Annotated in this window: 10 protein-coding genes and 1 pseudogene; all 11 read left to right on the forward strand. The window is 51.4% G+C overall.

The annotated features are described in order from the left end of the window. Positions 1-190: 190 nt before the first annotated feature. The 11 genes and pseudogenes from gvpJ to FGI41_RS00490 all read left to right on the forward strand — a co-directional run bounded on the left by gvpJ (position 191) and on the right by FGI41_RS00490 (position 20877). Entirely contained in the window at positions 191-412 is a 222-nt protein-coding gene (gvpJ, locus tag FGI41_RS00440) for a gas vesicle protein GvpJ (protein ID WP_139487940.1), read from the forward strand. Positions 413-491: 79 nt separating this feature from the next. Further along, positions 492-1397, forward strand: a complete 906-nt coding sequence (gene gvpN, locus FGI41_RS00445; RefSeq protein WP_176560048.1) for a gas vesicle protein GvpN — start codon at positions 492-494, stop codon at positions 1395-1397. Continuing rightward, a complete protein-coding gene (locus tag FGI41_RS00450) occupies positions 1390-2148 on the forward strand; it encodes a GvpL/GvpF family gas vesicle protein (RefSeq protein WP_176560049.1) in 759 nt (252 codons plus the stop codon). The genes gvpN and FGI41_RS00450 overlap by 8 nt, the downstream gene beginning before the upstream one ends. Further along, entirely contained in the window at positions 2145-2396 is a 252-nt protein-coding gene (locus FGI41_RS00455; protein ID WP_139487943.1) for a gas vesicle protein GvpG, read from the forward strand. Before FGI41_RS00450 ends, FGI41_RS00455 begins: the two co-directional genes overlap by 4 nt. 13 nt (positions 2397-2409) lie before the next feature. Then, the gene (locus FGI41_RS00460) at positions 2410-3222 is read left to right on the forward strand and encodes a GvpL/GvpF family gas vesicle protein (RefSeq protein ID WP_176560050.1); all 813 of its coding nucleotides are present in this window, start codon (positions 2410-2412) and stop codon (positions 3220-3222) included. Between the two features lies 1 nt (position 3223). Continuing rightward, positions 3224-3460, forward strand: a complete 237-nt coding sequence (locus FGI41_RS00465) for a gas vesicle protein (protein ID WP_139487945.1) — start codon at positions 3224-3226, stop codon at positions 3458-3460. Next, positions 3441-3704 (forward strand): gas vesicle protein K, encoded by a 264-nt coding sequence (locus tag FGI41_RS00470; RefSeq protein ID WP_139487946.1) that lies wholly within the window; start codon positions 3441-3443, stop codon positions 3702-3704. Before FGI41_RS00465 ends, FGI41_RS00470 begins: the two co-directional genes overlap by 20 nt. 24 nt (positions 3705-3728) lie before the next feature. Beyond that, complete coding sequence (locus FGI41_RS00475) at positions 3729-4097, forward strand: gas vesicle protein (protein WP_139487947.1); 369 nt, start codon at positions 3729-3731, stop codon at positions 4095-4097. A gap of 146 nt (positions 4098-4243) precedes the next feature. Then, positions 4244-4345 (forward strand): annotated as a pseudogene (locus FGI41_RS00480) (AsnC family transcriptional regulator); the annotation flags it as partial. A 458-nt stretch (positions 4346-4803) separates the two neighbouring features. Continuing rightward, positions 4804-12099, forward strand: a complete 7296-nt coding sequence (locus tag FGI41_RS00485; protein ID WP_139487948.1) for a SpvB/TcaC N-terminal domain-containing protein — start codon at positions 4804-4806, stop codon at positions 12097-12099. Positions 12100-12126: 27 nt separating this feature from the next. Then, positions 12127-20877 (forward strand): Tc toxin subunit A-related protein, encoded by an 8751-nt coding sequence (locus FGI41_RS00490; protein WP_139487949.1) that lies wholly within the window; start codon positions 12127-12129, stop codon positions 20875-20877. Positions 20878-20885: the final 8 nt, after the last annotated feature.

Here is a 20885-nt window from a genome sequence, read left to right on the forward strand (position 1 = left end):
CATACCAAGACCAGAACATTCGTTTCAGGAGGGTTATTTTTTTATCCATCAAATATGCCCTTCTTCGAGTGTCTAGTCCGAGTGGAACCATTTTACATACGATGAATCATGGCATCTTGGGAAACAGGTGAATACATTGTCAGAGAACTTCCCGGAGCCTCGAGACGCAACAGGGAAGGAGGAAACACCAATGGCTATTCAAAAAAGCGTGGATTCATCCAGCTTGGCGGAAGTAATCGACCGTATCCTTGACAAAGGGGTGGTCATCGACATCTGGGCGCGCGTATCCTTGGTCGGGATTGAACTGCTCGGGGTCGATGCCCGCATCGTCATCGCAAGCGTCGATACATGGCTCAAGTACGCAGAGGCAGTTGGCCTGTTGAAGTCGGAAATGGAAGACACCGCTGTATAAGCAAAAAGCCAAAAAAGCCAAGGCAGTCAAGCTGTCTTGGCTCCCTGACGGTTGAGTGCAACAAGAGGAGGACACGAGATTGGAACACACCGAGCATAGTCTGTTTGTGCAGACTCCCTTTTTTCAGGACATCGTCTCTCGTTCACTTCGTTTTCTCCGAGCTGGCTTCCCGATCCACTTGCTGGGCCCGTCTGGGGTAGGAAAAACGTGCCTGTCCCTCCATATCGCTCGGCAGTTGAACCGCCCGGTGACCGTCATCCGTGGTCATCACTCCTTATCCAACGAAGATTTGCTCGGCGGCTATCTCGGCTACTCCAAAAAGGAAGTGGTCGACAATTATATTCGCTCTGTATATAAAAAACACCAAGACATCAAGCCTGTATGGGTCAATGGACTGCTGATCGAAGCGGTCCAACACGGTCATACGTTGATTTTTGACGAGTTCACCCGCGCCAAGCCAGAGACGAACAATATCTTTTTGTCGGTGCTAGAGGAGAGAGTATTACCGCTCTACGGCTTGCAAAAAGAGAAGCAGATCAGCGTCCACCCTGACTTTTCCGTGATCTTTACCAGCAACCCGGAGGAATATGCAGGTGTCTACAAAAGTCAGGACGCGCTGATGGATCGTCTGATCACGATCAGTCTTGGCTACTGTGACATGGAGACGGAGGAGCAGATCATCCGCGATAAAACCGGGATCGACATCGATTCGGCTCATATGATTGCCCGCATCGTTTCATCGCTTCGGGCCGCTCTCACAGAGAAGCGGCATGCTCCGAGCTTGCGTGCGTCCCTGATGATCGCACAGACGGCCAAGGCGACCGAGACCCCGATTGATCCACGAGACCCGATTTTTCAGCAATTGTGTATCGATGTCCTTTGGCTTTCGGTGTACAAAGGATGTGGCGAGGAAGATCAGCACGCTGTCCAACGTTTGATTACAATGGTATGCCATCAGGTGGGGGATGAATCAGAACATGTCTGACAAACAAGCCGTGTACGTGTTTTGCGCGATCGAAGAGAGTCAGCCCAAGTCATTTGGCAACGTTACGATGGATGGAGCCTTGCGCGAGGTGTATGCCATTGTGCATCAAAATGTCGCCATGGTCGCATGCCAGGTGGATGGTCAGGTCGTGCCGAGCAAAGAAAACATGCTCGCTCATCAAGAGACGATCGGCAAGATCATGAACCAATACTGCGTGATTCCGATGAGTTTTGGCAACGTGTTTCACTCCGAAGCGGATGCCTTCTATGTGCTCACTCATATCCATGACCAATTCGCCACATTGTTCCCGCAGCTGCATGGCAAAATCGAGGTCGGACTCAAGGTGGTGGCTCACAAAGACTGGCTTCAACAAGAAATTTCTCAAGATCCGCAGATTCAAGCGCTCAGACAACAAGTAAACGGCAAGTCGGAGGAAGCGTCTTATTACGACCGGATCAAGCTGGGCGACTATGCACAACAATTCGTCGAGTCATTACGCAGCCAGGCGGAGCAAGAAATCTATGATTCCCTGACGGCTTTATCTGAATCTGCCAAAATGAACAACACTGTCGGCGAACGCATGCTCCTCAATGCCGCTTTTTTGATCGACAAACAAAACGAAGCGGCATTCGACGCGAAAGTAAATGAATGGTACGAACATTACAAAGGCAAGGCCGATTTCAAATACACCGGCCCGTGGCCTGCCTACAATTTCGTCAACATCCGGTTGAGAATCGAGGAATCAGGATGATCCACAAGCTGGTCGCATGGCCAATTCGTGCGCTGATCTTATTGGGGGAAAAAGTAGAGGAAGAAGTGAACCGTGAGCTGTACGACATTCCGCATCTGCAACAACAACTCATCTCCTTGCATATGATGTTCGAGATGGAAGAAATCGACGAAGAGACGTATCTGCGAAAAGAGACTGAGTTGCTTACCCGTTTTCAGATCGCCAAACAGCGCGAATGGGAAGCGATGAGAGGAGACGAAGACGCCTAAGGAGGAGTTCGTGTTGGCTCACTACATCTATGTGTATGGCTTGGTACCGGCAGAGGAGGTAGCCTGTGCACCTGTATCTGTTTTTGCCGGAATCGAGCCGCAGCAAGTGACCTATACCATCGAGGCGGCTGGGATTGTCGCATGCGTCTGTCGAGTGGATGCGACTGATTTTTCCCCCGGGGAGATTGAGCGAAAGATGCACAATCCCTTATGGCTGGAGCAAAAAGCGCTTCACCACCATGATACGATTTCGTTGATTCATCAATCTTTTACTGTGATTCCGATGTCGTTTTGCACTCTGTTTTCCCAAGAGGAGGCTCTCACAGAGCTATTGCACGTACAGGCAGGCAAGCTGCATGAGAGATTTGCCTCGCTCAAAGGCATGCAAGAGTGGAACATCAAAGTCTATCACGACTCCAAAACGTGCGAATCTACGATCGAAACCAGCCATCCCGAGGTGCTGCGTTTACGTCAGGAAATCGACTCGATGCCTGTGGGGAAACAATTTCTGATGAAAAAACGTCTGGCCCAACTGATCAGTCAAGCGGCAGAGGATGAAAAAGAAAAAAGCCTGCAAGTGATCCACCAGAGATTGCAGGAGCATAGTCAGAAGGCCTTGATGCGTCAAAACTGGGGCAAAGAGCTCACAGGGCGATCCGATGAGATGATCGCCAACTTCGATTATCTCGTCCCCAGTCATCAGGTGGCTGTATTTATAGAAGAAGTTGACCGACAGGCAGAGAGTCGAGGGAGGGGTCTGACCATCGAAGCAACCGGCCCGTGGCCTCCTTATCATTTTGCCACTTTACATAAGGAGGATTTATAGCGTGGAGGCAAGATATCCTAGCAAGGAGCTTACGCTAGTCGAGCTATTGGACGGTCTGATTGACAAAGGAGCCGTGTTGAGCGGAGAGCTGTTCATTTCGGTCGCTGGCATCGATCTTGTCTATGTCGATCTGAAGCTGTTGATCACCTCCGTTGAAACCATCGAGCGCAACCGCAAGAATCTGATCGACAACTCTTTAGATTGTGGGGTGATCCATCATGACACGGATCGACATTGACCCGGATGAAGTGGAGCACGGACTCGGGAAGCTGGTCTTGACCGTGATCGAGCTGTTGCGCCAACTCATGGAGCGCCAGGCGATGCGCCGCGTGGAGGGGGAGAGTCTGACTGACGAGGAGATGGAAAGTCTTGGTCTAGCCTTGATGAGATTGGAAGAAAAAATGGAGGAAATGAAAACGATCTTCGGCCTCGAACACGAAGAACTTAACATCGATCTTGGGCCTATCGGCAAACTTTTGTAAATCGCACATGTGAGGGGAGTTCGTATGGCGATCCAACATTCCAACCAGTCGAGCACGCTGATCGACGTACTGGATAAAATTCTCGACAAAGGGCTTGTCATCGCAGGCGACATCAAAATTTCGGTGGCCGATGTGGATCTCTTGAGCATCAAAATCCGCCTGCTAGTCGCTTCCGTGGACAAAGCCAAAGAGATCGGCTTGGACTGGTGGGAACGCGATCCGTATCTATCATCCAAAGCGACGACCCAGTCACTGGAAAAAGAAAATGCAGCCTTGCTTGCGCGGATGAATCGGCTTGAGCAACGGCTTGAACAACAGCTTGAGGAAGCGGGCAGTGAGAATGTAAACAGACGGTTTTTGTTGGAGGATGAGACGAGAGACAAGGATGTGTAGTGAGAAAGGGGAGTCATCGCATCACACGAAAATATCTGGAAGCGATTCCGTAATCCTGATAAAAAAGCGTGTATATCCTGTTAGAGGGGTTTACACGCTTTCTTGTGTGTAGGCTTCTTCGGGTTTCTGGGGAGAAAGGAGTTTATATGCAACTTGATAAAATTGATTTTCAGATTCTCCAGTTACTAATCGAAAATTCACGCATTCAGTGGAAAGACTTAGGGGAACAGATTCATATTACGGGACGTAACCGTGAGTTATCCAGACGTACCCGAAACTGATCAGGACGGCCTTGATGATTATCAGGCCGTTGCGATGTGAAACTCTTTCATTTCATAAATCTTCAGCATGAGAAAGAGCCGCTCGATTCGGCTCCTTCTCACTTTGCCTTCCACATTCCCTTTTTCATTCGAGTTTGATCCTCCATGAGCCATGTATCTGACAAGGCTTTTTTCATTTGCGGAAACCGTCTGCCCTTTTCGGTTGTCGAATTGTTCAGTTTATTTTGCCATTTGCACCCAATTGTGTGTATACTTAATTGAGTAGATCGCTCTTCCTAGCGCTTTCTAGCCTGTTCCAAGGTTAATAGGAAGGTTTTTCTTAGGAATTTTCTACTAAAAACTACAAGAAATTTATGTTGTTTAGTTTTGGGTACTATTTATGTAAAATCATAGAGATTCCAACCTAATTAGGAAGGAGCTGAGTCATGGAACGTAACCCCAAGCAAGTGGGACAAACAAGCCAACAACCTGACCTAACTGTGGTAGAACCCTCACTCCCAAAAGGGGGAGGGGCCATTCGTAGCATCGGTGAAACATTCAAACCACAGTTGTTCACGGGAAGTGGCAATTACTCGATCCCCATCTACGCCTCTCCATGCCGCAATGCAGAACCAACCGTGCAGCTCACCTATAGCTCGACGAGTGGAAACGGCCCATTTGGTATGGGTTTTTCGCTGTCACTCTCGCTGATCTCACGTAGGACGGATAAAGGCATCCCGCGTTACGAGAACACGGATCTATTCCTCTTAGACGATGAACAGCTTGTGGCTGTCCAGACAGAAGTCATAGAGCAGGATGGCAGCGTCTGGAACATCACGAGGTACCGTCCGCGCGTCGAGGGAGCCTTTTCGTTTATCGCTTTTTATCAGAACGCGACCTCCTCGTATTGGAAAGTGATCACTCGTGAACAAGTCACCTCCCTGTATGGACAAAGCGAAGAGACGCGAATCGCTGACCCGGATGATCCGACCCGTGTGTTTCAGTGGCTACTTGAAGAGACCTGTGATGCTAAGGGGAATAAAACCCTGTACCAGTATCAAGACGATCAGCCTCAGGTTGCTAGCCAACTCTCCATAACTACCTCCGCACATACCCTCACCCGCACCTCCAACCGTTATCTTCACAGCATCGCCTACGGCAACTACTATGACGACCAACAGAATGAGAAATACGCGTTTGAAATCGTGTTCGACTATGGTGAATACCAACTGGGTGACACGACACTGGCACAACCTAACTGCAATCCGTATCAAACGACTGGGCAATGGCTGACACGACTTGACCCGTTTTCTTCCTATCGAAGCGGGTTTGAGCTTCGGACATTACGCTTGTGCCGCAATATCTTGATGTTTCATCATATGGAACAGGAGCTGGGCGCCGAGCCTTGCTTGGTGAAAATCACACGCCTGGTCTATGAAGAAAGCGCTATCTTTTCGTTTATGAAGCAAGTGGAAGTGATTGGCTGTCGCCGGCAAGCAGATGGAAGCTATCAGACGAAGGCAATGCCACCGGTTCTGCTTGAATATTCGACCTTCGAGCCGAGCGAACAGACATTCCAGCCTCTCTTGGTCGATACGGCGGGGACCATTTCGGGTGTGCCTGAGCATGGGAAGTATCATTTTGTCGATCTGTATGGGGATGGCTTGGCGGGTTGTCTGTATAGTGATGGGGCGACGACCTTGTACTGGCGACCTAGGGGCAATGGGCAGTTTGAAGATCCGCAGGCACCGTATGCGTTTCCAATTGAGCGCTCTATCGATCAGGTGACATACTCGCTGATGAGTCTTGCAGGCAACGGGAAGTTGGATTTGGTCGTGACCACGGCGATGCGAGGTGGTTTTTACGAGAGCCACTCTGATGGGACGTGGGACGGGTATCAGAGCTTTACCTCCTATCCGAGCGAGGCGACCCATCATGAGCGAGAGTCGGTTGATATGGATGGCGATGGGCTAGCCGATCTATTGATGATGGAGGCAGGCTCGCTACGCTACTATCCGTCACAGAAAAAAGCGGGCTATGGCGCTTCTGTACAGACGGGGATCGCACAGGGGGGAGAAGACTCGTTCCCGACTGCGACGGCTGACTATGCGGAAGAAGTGGTGACGTTTGCCGATGTAATGGGGGATGGACTGGCCCATCGTGTGCGCATTCGCAATGGAAGTGTGGAGTGCTGGCCGAACTTAGGATACGGGCGGTTTGGCGAACGTGTGCTACTCGGTCAGGCTCCGTGGTATGGCTCGGAGCTAAAAGCATCCCGACTGTATCTCGCTGATACGAATGGCACGGGAACAGCTGACCTAATCTATGTTCACTTCGACCGAATGGAAATCTATCTCAATCAGAGCGGAAATGGCTTTAGCGAACCGATTGTGATCGGTTTACCTGAATGTTACACGGATCAAGATGTGATCTCGTTTGCCGATGTAGTGGGCAATGGCTCGTCCCAGTTTATTTTGACGAAAACAGATGGGGTCGTGCGTCATTATGCGCTTGATTTTAGCGGGGGTCAAAAAGCTTATCTGCTCGTTTCGGTGGATGATCAGATGGGCGGCTTTACCCGCGTTAGCTACAGCACATCAGTTGCTTTTTCGCTGGCCGATCGACTGGCAGGGCGGGAGTGGCCGACGCGCGTTCCTTTTCCTGTGCATGTGGTAAAGAGCATCGAGACGCTTGATCGTATCGCGGGTTCTCGCGAGGTGGTTCGTTTTGCTTATCACGACGGCTATTACGATCATGAGGAACGGGAGTTCAAGGGTTTTGGGTTCGTGGAGCAGTGGGACACCGAGACGTTTGATACGTATGGACAGGTGGGGCTTACGACCGATGGCTTTGAGGTGATCGAGCCATCCTTGTATACGGCGCCACTCTATACCAAAAGCTGGTTCCAGACAGGTGCATGTAGTTCAGATGGAGCTTTGCTTGCACCACTTGCCCGCGACTTTTATCAAAAGGATGAACATATCTATCGCATGCCTGCGAGTCTAGTAGATGCAGCAATCGATTCGACCGATCAGGAGACCTTGCGTCAAGCATGCAGAAGCCTCGCAGGGACGTTGATTCGGGAGGAAGTGTATGGGCTAGACGATATGGAGGGGATTTCGGAGCATCCATATGAAGTGAAGATGGCGAATTTTCAGGTTCGTCTTGTACAAGCGGCGGGGGATCAGCCTGGCGTATTTTTCACCCATGAGCGCGAGCAGATTCATTTTACCTATGAGCGCAATCCAGATGACCCGCGAGTGGAGCATCAGTTGGCATTAGAGGTAGACGAGTTCGCCCAAGTACTAAAGATGTGTCAGGTGTATTATCCACGCCGGGTGGGAAGTGACGTTGTGCCCGAGCAGATGACCCTGCTGGCTACGGCTGATACACATCGCTACATCCATGTGACAGATGGCTTCTGGGTGAACGGAATCAACTGCGAGCATGAAAAATTCGAGCTAAACGGCTTGGATCTCGCAGGTGTGACCTATTTCACCTTTGAGCAAGCCAAAGCCCAAGTGGAGCAAGCCCTCGCGAATCTGATCGGACTAGAGCAAGCTTTTACACCCAATACCGAGCAATCTCGTCGTCTGGCGTGGGAACGACGCTATTTTTGGAATGACGCGCAAGATGCACCACTGCCACTCGGTCAGTTGACGGCGCAGGTCTTGTTGCATCATGAGGAAGAGGCAATCTTTTCGTCGGAGTGGATTACGAGTGTATTTGAGCAGAGAGTGACCGCCGATCTGCTTCAGTCCGATGGGGGCTACATCCTACGTGATGGTTACTGGTGGCACTATAAGTCGGTACAGATGTATTTCACCGCAACCGATCTCCATTTTTACCTGCCGCGCTCTCTGGCAAATACGTACGCCCCGGCAGATTCCTATCTGTGTAGCAAAAGCGAGTACACCTACGATACATACAGCCTCGTTCCAACCACGACCACCCAATACCTGACCGATGATCTCGCCAACGTTTTGGTTGCAGAACTGGACTACCATGTGATGCAACCACGAAAAATCACCGACATCAACGGTACGATCACCGAAGTGCTGTTCGACCCGCTTGGTATCGTAGTAGCTACAACGATCTACGGTACGCTTGATGGCAAGGAGCAGGGAGATCAACCGTTACCCTCGTACCAGCCCCGACCATCTAGCGTGCTGGAGGAAGTGCTGTCTGATCCACATGCCTACCTGCAACAAGCGACAACTTTTTACGCCTATGACTTATTCGCATGGATCAACCACAACCAGCCGACATGGATGATCGGTCTGACACGCGAGACCCATGTCAGCGAACTATCCGAAGGCGAAACGAGCCGTCTGATGATCGCCATCACGTACTCAGATGGTCAGGGACGAGAAGTAGAGAAAAAGACACTCGCAGACCCAGGCCCGACGATCACAGGGGACATCGCCGCAAAGCGCTGGCTCGTCTCAGGCCGTACCGTCTATAACAACAAAGGTGGGGTCGCCAAACAATCCTTACCTTACTACTCCACAACCGCTACATACGAACAGCAGCAAGACGTGGAGAAGCTTTTGCCACCACCGACCATGACCCACTATGACGCGCTCATGCGTGTGCAACGGGTCGACACGCCCAAGGGATTTTTCACCAAAATAGAGCGGACTGCATGGGAGGAACGCTATTACGACGAGAACGATACGGTCAAGGACTCGGCGTATTACCAAAGCGTGATGGCCCATGTAACAGATGAACTGACACAAGAGCAGCAGGATGAAGTGGATGCGCTCGAAAAGGCTGCTGTGTTTTATGGTACGCCAGAGGTGACGATATTTGATACTGTGGGTCATCCGATCAGAAAGATTCAGCAGATGGTGAACCCAGCTCCCTCGACCGAACCGCTTTTCCGCAATCTCGTCACCTACAGCCAGGTCGATATCCTCGGTAACGTTCTAATGACCGTCGATCCGCGCCTGTACGAAAGCAATCGAGCGAACGGCACCAACTACGCCAACTTCCAATATACGTATGACATGCGAGGACGGGCTTTTAGAGCGGTCGGTGCCGACGCGGGCACGCGGCTCACCCTGCTCAACATCAATGATCACCCCGTCCATTCGTGGGACGCGAGAGGTTTTCATGTCGCGACCAGCTATGACCGCCTCCAACGCCCGATCAGCGTGCATGTGGATGGCGACGATGGCCATGGACTTGTGCTCAACCAGACCGTCGAGCAGATCATCTATGGGGAGCATTACGGCAGCACCCCAAGCGACTCCCAAGCGAAAAATATGCGTGGCCAAATCTACCAACACTACGACCAAGCAGGGTTGATCCAATACGACAGCTACGGACTCCAAGGTAGTGCGCTCCAATCCTTCCGCCAACTGCGTCTCGATTACAAGACCGAAGCGAACTGGGATGTGGATCATCCACCAACCGACTTACTCGACAGCGAGACATTCCCTACACGTTACACCTATGATGCACTCGGACGGGTGAAGAACGAGACCACCCCTGATTCCGTCACGATCACCCCGCGTTACAACCAGAGCGGCCTTTTCCAAAGCATAGCAATGACGACTGCCCAAAATACCCAGCAACCTTACGTGTTAGATACCCAATACAACGCCAACGGGCAGGTTCTCGCTATCTCGTACGGCAATGGAGTCACCACTACCTACACCTACGAGGAGACGACCCACCACCTCATGCAGACCCGCTCCACAGGCAAAACGATTTTGCAAGACATCTCCTACTGCTACGACCCCGTAGGTAATATCACAAGGTTGCGAGATGCCACTTATCAGACCGTCTTCTGTAACCAACAGATCGTAGAGCCACTCAGTGACTATACGTATGACGCGCTCTATCGACTGATCGCAGGAACTGGGCGACAACACCCCGGCGTCCAAGGCAACACCTATCAGAACGGATTCAAACAAAGCATCTTCATGCCGTTCTGCCACCCCAATGACACGGAAAAACTGGAAAACTACCGTGAACTCTACACCTACGACGATGGCGGCAATCTCACATCGATCAAGCATTACGCCACATCCGCCTCATGGACGAGAGCGATGCAGATCAGCCCAGATTCCAATCGGACCACCTCGATCACGCTAGGCAGTGGCACCGATACCACCCAGACCACCACCTACGATGCCGGCGGCAATCTCAGCCAACTCGACAACCTACGCAACCTCAACTGGAACTATCGCAACAACATCGCCCGCGCCGATGTGATCGTCCGCGAAGATGGTAGCTCGGACAGTAGCTTTTTTGTCTATGATCACACAGGGCAGCGCATCCGCAAAGTCACCGAACGCAAGATCAGTGACACCATCACCGAGATCACCGAGAAACTCTACCTCGGCAACCTCGAATGGAAACGGGTTAAGCGTGTCACAGCCAACCTCACTACGACCACGCTCGACCGTCACTCCTATCACATCATGCGCGGCGAAATCACAGTTGCGATCAGTCACTATTGGGCCAAAGACGACTTCAACCAAGAAACTGACCACCCCGGCGAACGCAAGAACCGTTGGACACTGACCAACCACTTGGGCTCTGCCGCGATCGAACTAGATCATCAGGCCAAGCTAATCAGCTACGAAGAATATTTCCCTTATGGTGGCACCGCACTGATCGCAGGGGATAGCGAGCGAGAGGTATCGCTCAAAGAATACCGTTTCACCGGAAAAGAACGCGACGATTGCACGGGACTTTATTACTTCGGAGCCCGTTATTATCCACCGTGGCTTGGCAGGTGGCTCAATCCCGACCCGGCTGGTGAAGAAGATGGCTTGAACCTTTATGCCTTTGTCAGTGGCAATCCACTTATCTTTACCGATCCAGATGGGCAAGGCAAGGGGAAAGTAGGGGGGAAAAAGAACGCCTCTACCAGCAACAAAAAGAAAGGCACAGGAATCAACCGAGGCTCCAAGAAAATCGCCAAAAAAAACCTTGATGAGGCGATCCAGATACGCGCCAAATTTTCCAAAGGAAGCAAGGAAGACCAAGTACAGATCATTGCAGGGAGACGTGGGGGAAGAACCTTACGGATGAACAAGAGCCGTTTTGCTTCGATCGCCAAGGAGCTCCAGAAAGACTTTGACCGCTCCCAAGTGACCTACGACCAATTCGCTGCACCTCCGACCCATGCACAAAGTGTCCCCTCAAAAGTAGTCGGGGCCGCTGACGTAAAAGGAGGCCTGTTCATCGGCAAGCATGTCTATGTCGAGCAACAACAGCTCGTATCTAAATCAAGCCTCAACGTGGATGGACGAGACTCAACCAATACGACCATGGCCAAAGCCGCACAAGGATTCAATGGAAGCAACTTACCTGCGAGCACCTATTCGGGACGTGACGATTCAAATATCGGAGGATTGGGAGAAGCATGGTGCCATCTGATCGCCCACTGCCTCGGTGGAGCCGAATCAGCCGATAACCTCGTCGCGGGTAGCCAAGGGTCCAATCTGGTACAGCTCGGCCTAGAGCTCGCGGTCAAAGATTTCGTCTCGGACACAGGGAAAAGACTGCTGATCCGTGCAGGGGCCAACGTCCGGGTCAAACCGAACGGCCAGCTCTCCCATATCGCCGACGATTTCTTCTATAACATCCTCGATCCGAATGGAAAGTCGATCTATCACACCAAGTTTTCAGCGACGATCTTACGCGCCGATGTCTTGCAAAAGCAAAAGAAAACAGAAGCAACGACCGCGCTGTACAAATATTTTGGCCTCAAAGTTCCTGCATAAAAAAATAGGTGATATGGAGGTGTCAAAATGTCCCAAAGCGATCAAATCCTCAGCTTGTTTCGTCAGAACAGCGATGAATACAACCTGTTGACGTTCCCGTTACATGATCCAACCGCAGTCAGCCAACTACCATGGCAAAGCGAGGGAGAGGAAAAAGAAAAAAAACTCAATCAGATCAAGAGCTTACAACGGATTGCCCGCTTAACCCCCGTACCTGATATCGATCTCGCGCAATCTTTACATGCAGCTAACCTAGATTCGGCGCACAAGATTACCTCGATGAGCAAAGCCGATTTCGTCAAAACGTATCAACAGGTGGCCAACAGCCTTCCACAAAACGCAGCACCATCAGACCTTTCTCATGAAGAAGTGGCGAACCATATCTACGACAAAGCATCAGAGGTACGAGCCAAAACCCTCCACCTCTGGGCTAACCTGCAAAGCGTCCATGGCTCACCCCATACGCAAGCCATGCGGGTCAATAGCGTACGTGTAGATGACCAAGCGCAACTGGTGGCGGCACTGCCGAGCTACCAAGAGATTTTTGGCAGTCTCAACTATTGCGAGTGCGATCACTGCAAATCGATCTTTAGCCCTGCAGCCTACCTAGTTGACCTATTGCGGATGGTAGATAGCTATATCACCCAGTTGAACCCAAATACCATTCATACCAACTGGAAGCTGGATAGCAGACGCCACGATATCTCGACACTGCCACTTACCTGCGAAAACACCAATGCCACTGTGCCGTATCTATCCATTGTCAATACCGTCGTAGAGAACCTGATCCGGAATCTATCTGTGATCACAAGCGGCATGAGTGTAGACCAGTATCTATCTACAGCGATCTACCCTGTACAGCTTCCATACCACAACCCACTCGCGACGATCCGCTCCACACTGGCTCTACTCAAGACCGACCTGTACACCATTTATCGTATATGTGGCCAAACGGAAGTGGTGCAGACGCGTGAAGCGCTCGGTCTATCGCCCAAAGAATACGAACTCATCACCACACCAACTCCTGCCTCATTTGCGACCGCTGATGATCAAGCGCTTCTGGCGATGTACGGTCTGCCTGCGACTGCAGAACTTTCGGTGCTATCTGATGTAGATACTTTTCTTAACCAGACCGGACTAACCCCAGACGATCTCAACGTATTGCTCTACCAAAACCTAGGGCCAAACGAGATCAAAAGCGGGCTGACTCAAGCGTTCTATATCAATGTAGGCTCGATCCCGCCTTTATCAATCTCAACCGCTGACTCAACCCATATCGAAAATGTGACCAAAACGGCCCTTCATCGGGTGAACCGATTTATACGTCTGGCAAAAACACTGGGGTGGTCATACACCGACCTCGACTGGGCGCTGCAGGTGATCGGGGGAGAAGACCCGCTCGTGACAGGACTCGCCACGCTGGCACAGATCAAGCAGATCAGCGAACGTTTCCAACACTCTGTCGCTGTGACATGCAGCTTCCTTGCAGATATGAAAACGAGTGGGGCAGGGGGGAGCACCCCCTCACAAGCCCTCTTCGATCTCGTGTTCAACACCCCATCTGCAATAGGTGGCAAACCTTCCTATCATCCGCGCGACAAGGGGCAAGGCTCCTACTCCAAGAACCCGCTTTATACGGACTACGACAACGGCCCATCAACATGGGATTGGAACCAAACAGATCATCTCGCCACCATGCAAAATGGAAGCTTTATCGCGTCCGGCGTGGGCGTGAGCCTCGATGAACTAAAACTGCTCGGGACCACATTTTTCACCCAACCGATCGACATGAGCGTATCCAACCTGTCCATCTTGTATCGACACAGCAAGCTGGCATCGGTGCTTGGGCTACGTATCCAGCCGTACCTGACATTGCTTGGGCTCGTCGGGATCAAGAGCGCCACGCTGTCCACTGAGCAGCTCAACACGATCATCCATGCTGCCACATGGGTCAAAACCTCAGGTCTTAGCATCTACCAGTTGGATTACCTGATCAACAACGGCTCCACCACCTATGTCACCGCGAAATATAACCAAGAGGACCCCGATCGTCTCACAAGCTTCCTCAACTCGCTACAAGGTCTGATTCACACGACACAGGCTACCTCTAGCGCATTCGTCGCTGACATCATCAACGAAGCGCTGTCCGCCACGTACTATGATCAGTTGTCGGTGAAGACCGGAGTGTTTGCAAGCGGCATCATGATCGTACCAGCTTCTAGCGTAACCACAGACCAGCTCCAGCCTGTTACCGATCAAGTCATCGCTTCGATCAAAGCGACCCTGCAAAACGCTCGGACCAATCAAACCTTGTTGCAGAACTCATCCTTCGTTGCGACCTTGATCAACCAAGAGCTGTCCAACCAGATTTTTATCACGCTGACCCATGCTGGCCTCATCGACACCAATGGCAATCTTACCTCGTCGTACAGCGATTCAACCGATCTATCAGCCATTTCAATCCTTTTGAATAACCAGATCCAAAACAGTTTGCCAGCATGGGAAGAGATCGCATCTGATACAACCACCAAGCTGATCGAACAGCTAGCATCATTCCTCGGCAGCCAAACGGACAAGATCAGAAGCTTGATCCCCATCGCCGTCGACATGAGCAGGGGGGTTCTCCCTAAAGATGTACCCAACTATCTGCTTGCTTTCTTGAGCCAAACGCCAGATCTTGTCTACATCAACGCTTTTATGAGTGCGCTATCACGCTGGCTGATGCTAACCGACCCGCTGCGTCTGACTTCAAGCCAGATCGATGCCATCGCCAACCGTCCTGGTGTGTTCCAGATCAAGACATTCGCAGACCCGCTTGCCTTTGGCAGCGTGATCGATATCGTCACGTTCCGCCAGCTCATCATCGCGTTCAACGATACCACCGATGGATTCGTGCAACTGGTATATGACCTCTATCCGCCAACTCCACAGACCTTGATCGCCCAATCCGACACGCTCGCCAAGCTGACCAACTGGGACGCGACTCAGACGCACGATCTGTTGGTGGCCTTTTACTCGAACGCGACAGATAGCCCGAACAACGACCCCGAGCAAGACACTACCTTGATGCGCCACATCTCTCGCTTGAAGCAAGCATTCGACCTTGGCAACAAACTTGGGGTGGACATGGCCTTTTTACAGCGACTCAACAACCTCGGCACACTCACAGATGCCGACTGGCAGACCTATCTCGATACCGCTGATGCTGTCATGACCACGGTCAAGTCCAGGTACGATGCAGATACTTGGCCGACCGTCTACAGTAGCGTGAATCAGACATTGCTTGAGAACAAGCGGGATGTCTTGCTCGACACCGCCCTCTGGCAACTGCCCTTACAGCCGAGCGAATCGGGTCTCAATCAAATCCGCTCTGCACAAAGTCTATCCGAATATCTCTTGATCGACGTGGAGATGAGCGGTTGTGCCGACATCTCGCCGATCGTTCAAGCGATCGCATCTGTGCAGCAATACCTACAGCGTTGCCGACTTAACCTCGAACCAGGGGTGATTTCGGTCGGGATTCATCCGATCTGGTGGGAGTGGATGATGAACTACCGCATTTGGGAGGCCAACCGCAAAGTCTACCTGTACCCAGAAAACTACCTCGATCCCGCCCTGCGCAACTCCAAGACAGCGCTGTTCAAAGACTTGGAGAGTACTTTACTCCAAGGTGACATCACTACCCAAGCGGTGGAGGATGCCTACCGCACCTACATCGAAGGCTTCTCCGAACTAGCCAAGCTCAAGCATGTTGACAGCTATAACTGCATCGTAAACGATCCTTTGCGCGGTGATATCGATACGATGTTCCTATTCGCCCGCACGCAGAGTGAGCCGTATATCTACTATTACTGTACACTTGAAGACGGCAAGGTATGGTCCGAGTGGCAAAAGATTGACATCACGATCAATGCCGCGATCATCACCCCGGTTTATGCCTTTAGCAAGCTGTTCCTTTTCTGGGTGGAGCATAAGAACGCCTCCAACTCATCTATTGAATCCACTAGCACAGGCGGCAGTCGTACCGCTGACAACCAAGTGTTCACGGCAAGCACCAAGTTTTCCTTTTACAACTTCCAAGGTCGCTGGATTCAACCGCAGACACTAGGCGAGGAGCAGGTGATCAGTTACCAAGCAGCCGACAGCACGAGCTATCCGTTGACCAATGAGATTCCATTCCGCGATTCCTACGAGCAGGAGGAGTTGTACTGGAACAAGGTATATGCGCTCCGTGTCCTGCCTGATTCCGCCGATAACGAACGCATCTCGATCATGTTCGGTCAGATGATTGCCACCGATAGTGTTGGAATAGTAACGATTCCTGCACTTCCCGACATGAGCAACCCTGACTGCCGCAATTTCAACCTCAATGTCTACAACAGCGCTGTGGTGCTAAACGGTGCGATCTCGACCGCCAACGATGCTCATGTGCCACTCAACCAGATCATGACGCTCAACACCGAGATGCAACAAGATTCGCTGATGCAGAGCAACGAGTTCCTTTTGCTTTCCAAAAACAGCTCAGGCGAATTGAGTCTCCTATTCGAGCCACAGGTAGATACCGTACACGGTCAGTTCTATATCATCCAATCCGACAGTGCGCTGCAGAGCAACTATTTCGGGGATCTCATACCCGTCACCAACCAAGCCAAGACTTCTGTAGCCGTCAATCCGAAATCTTTTACCGACTCAGCCACAGGCATCACCGACGATAGCTCGCAAAAAATCTACGCTGTCCTTGGAACCTATCAGATCATCGACGCTAGCACAGGTTATGTCAGCCCGAGCTTCAACTCCAAAATACCACTTGCCGCTATGCTCGGCACTTTAGTCAACGAGCAACAAGCCCAATTGGTACAGACCAAGCTATTCGAAGCCAAAGGAGATCCGTTGCTGTTCAACAAAATCTCCAAGCAGAACGGAAGAGGACTCGTCGTCAAGAACAAACCCAACTGGCTGATCTTTGATAACGGCGATGAAGCATTTCTATTAAAGCCGAGGGAAGACCTTTACGCCTACCTCACCGATGCACTCAACGTACAAGAGCCACTGATGAGCAAGAGCTCGTTTATCTATGGCAAAGTGGATGCACCTACGTCTGAGAAGGTCTACAACCTCCTGATTACCTACGGCCTAGTCTCTGCCACCACAGGAAAAGTAAACAAGGGAGTGGTCGCTACCTTTGACCTGAATTTGATCCTTGGTACCGTCATCCCTGATCAGCGCCAGCAACGAGCCGTGCGTAATATTTTGCTTAACTATCCGTTGGTTCAACAGAGTTCCCTGATGTCCACTGGGGTGAACACCGAGAACTCCACCAAAATCTATGCGATACTCACGACCTACCAGATCATTGACGATGCAGGCCGCGTCTCACTCGATCTGTTGCCAGGGATGGACTTGAGCCTCTTGTTAGCAGACTTGGGTCTTAGCCCCAAACAGTTGGGAAAAGTACGCAACATGCTCTTTAACGCACCGTCGCTAATGCTACTCGAGTATACAGGCAAGCCATCGTCTACCCAGATCATCAGCCTGCATGACTACACCTTTGACACCTTGCGTCTGACGACATCGGCGATCCGCCATCTAAGCAATAGCCTCTTCATCGGCGGGATCGATCAATTGCTGTCGCTTCGATCCCAACAGATTCCAGTCGTTCCACAGATGCCATTTGACCGTCTAGAGCCTGCTTACAATGTCGTGGCGCCACTTGCGATCGATGGCACACAGGTCGATTTTGATGGAGCATACGGCACTTACTTCTGGGAGATTTTCTTCCATGTTCCGTGGATGATTGCGATGCGCCTTGCCTCCAACCAACAATTCGACGAGGCGCAAAAATGGCTGCAATACATCTTCAATCCAACACTCCAAGAGACACTCCTTGCTCCAGACAGCTTTAGCACGTATACCCGCGACATCGATCCAGCGAGCTCACAGGCGATCTATCAAGCGCTGAAAACAACTCCAACCGTCACTGACTCTACCGATAGCTCGGTGAAAAAGCCAGCGATCGATTCAGCAGGCCGGGTCGAGACTAAGTTCAACGCGCAGACCGACCTTAGCTTCCTCAAGCTAACCACAGGCGCACCACTAACGCTCCAACAGACGAGGGAAGTTCGCAACCTGTTGCTCAACTACCAAGTCGCCACAGACAAAAGCTTCTACTGGCAGTTCCAACCGTTCCGCAACCGTACGCTAGACACCCTCGAGCAGACGTTAAGCGACGAAACAGCGATCCGCAGATGGAACGATGATCCATTCGACCCGCACGCGATCGCGGTCCTGCGCCTAGGTGCTTACGAAAAAGCGATCGTCATGCAATACATCGATGTGCTGATCGATTGGGGCGACTACATGTTCGCCCAAGACAGTTGGGAATCGATCACCCAAGCCACGCTCTTGTACCAATATGCCTATGACCTACTCGGGCCACGCCCGCAAAAAGTAGGCAATGCCAAAGAGCAGCCACCAGCTACCTTCGAACAGATCAAAGCAGCCAACCCAGCCGGTATCCCGCAATTTTTAATCGAACTTGAAAACACGCTGTTGGTTTCACCTACATCCACCGCCACCATCAGCTCGGCAGGCAAACCGTTCAATGATTTCAACGCGTATTTCTGCGTCCCGGAAAACGATCAATTCATCGCCTACTGGGATCGCGTAGAAGATCGCCTCTACAAAATCCGCCACTGCATGAACCTGGCAGGGATCACCCGTCAGTTGGACCTGTTCCAACCACCACTTGACCCGATGCAACTGGTTCGCGCTGCAGCGACTAGCAACAATGTGTTGAGCCTAGCGAACCGAAGACAGCAAGCCATCCCGAACTATCGTTTTATCTACATGCTCGAAAAAGCCAAAAACATGACATCCACCGTCATCCAGCTCGGCTCTGCGCTGCTAGGTGCCTTAGAGAAGAAAGACTCCTCCGGGCTTGAGCTTTTGCGAACCACCCACGAGGAAAACATCCAAAACCTGATAACCCAGATCAAAACACAGCAGGTGGACGAAGCCAAAAACCACCTCGATGCCCTGCAAAAGAGCCTGCGCACCACAACCGACCGCAGCAATCATTACCAGACCCTGATCACCAACGGACTCTCATCCTATGAGCAGTCCAGTCAACAGATGATGGCAGTCGCCATCGCCTTCCAAACGACAGCGATCGCCATCCACGGGGTCGCGATTGCGGGCTATCTGGCACCCAATGTGTTTGGTCTGGCTGATGGGGGGATGGAGTTTGGTCAGGCGATTGACGCGGGGGCGCGAATCAGCGATGGGCTAGCCAACCAGATAAACCAAGGCGCCCAGCTCGCCGCCATGATGGGTGAACACGACCGCCGTCGCGAAGAGTGGGAGTTCCAAAAGCTGATGGCTGACGACGAAGTCTTGCAGATCCAATCCGAGATCGCGGCAAGCCAGATTCGTCTCCAGATTGCCCAGCAAGAGCTTACCGTGCACAAGAAGAACATTAGCCAGACCAAAGAGATCGAAGACTTCCTCAAGTCTAAATTCACCAATGAAGACCTCTATCAGTGGATGATCGACCGTATTTCCCAAGTGTATTTCCAGACCTACAAGATCGCCCTCGAAGTAGCGCAAAACGCCCAGACGGCCTACCAATTCGAGCTAGATAGCGAAGATAGTTATATCAACATGCAGTATTGGGACAGCTTGCGTCGCGGTCTGATGGCAGGGGAGAGCCTGATGTTTGCCTTGACCCAAATGGAGCGTAGCTACCTCGACAAAAATATTCGCCGTCTCGAAATCGAGAAATCGATCTCGCTGATGCAGATCAATCCAGAAGCTTTCCTCCAACTCAAAACCACAGGCAAATGCAACTTTAGCCTCGATGAAATTCTGTTCGACTACGATTTCCCTGGTCACTACTCACGCCAGATCAAGTCGCTGTCGATCACGATCCCATGCATCGTAAGCCCGTATCAAAATGTGAATGCCACCCTAATCCAGACAAGCAACTCGATCGTCACTAGCCCGAACGAGCAAGCCGTCGAGTTTCTGCTCAATCGCAAGCAGGGGACACACCCCACCACCGGCTTGCGTGAGAACTGGGCGCCGAATCAGCAGATCGCCATTTCGCGTGGGGTAGATGATTCAGGCATGTTCGTCCTCGATTTCCGCGATGATCGCTACCTGCCATTTGAAGGAACAGGTGCCGTCTCCTCATGGGAGCTACGACTGCCCAAAGAGACCAATCGCATCAATTATGAAAGTATCACTGACGTTATCATCCAATTCAAATATACGGCGTTGTCAGGCGGAGACTCTTTCCAACAAACAGTCGAGCAAAAGCTTGCCAACCAAGCATCCAGCTATTCGCTCTATGTCAACACCAAGCAAGCCTTCCCTGCCTCATGGAACAGCTTGATGCATACGCCGCCAGAGAATCAGACGAAAACCCTGTCCTTTACCATCGATAGCCGTCTGCTCGTGCCAAATGTCAACCAGCCTGATCTACAAAGCATTTTCATTCGCTTGAACACACCAAGCCCAGTCAATAGCACCAAACTACTGACGGTCAAGCTCCCAGACGGTACATCCAAAGCGATCACGCTACTCAACAGCCTTGGCGCGATCAATGGGTTGCATCTGGCCAGCAGTCAGTTCCTCGACCAGCCATGGGTGATCACCGTCTCCTTGTCAGAGGCGAGCGTTCTGGGTCTTGGCACAGATGATGCACTTGATCCGACCACGTTCATCAATCTTGAGTGGATTTTGGTCTACGGGTCTACCCTTAGCACTCCTTCTCTATAGGTACAATG

The organism is Brevibacillus dissolubilis (assembly GCF_006170445.1).
In the GTDB taxonomy this organism is placed as follows: Bacteria; Bacillota; Bacilli; order Brevibacillales; family Brevibacillaceae; genus Brevibacillus_B; species Brevibacillus_B dissolubilis.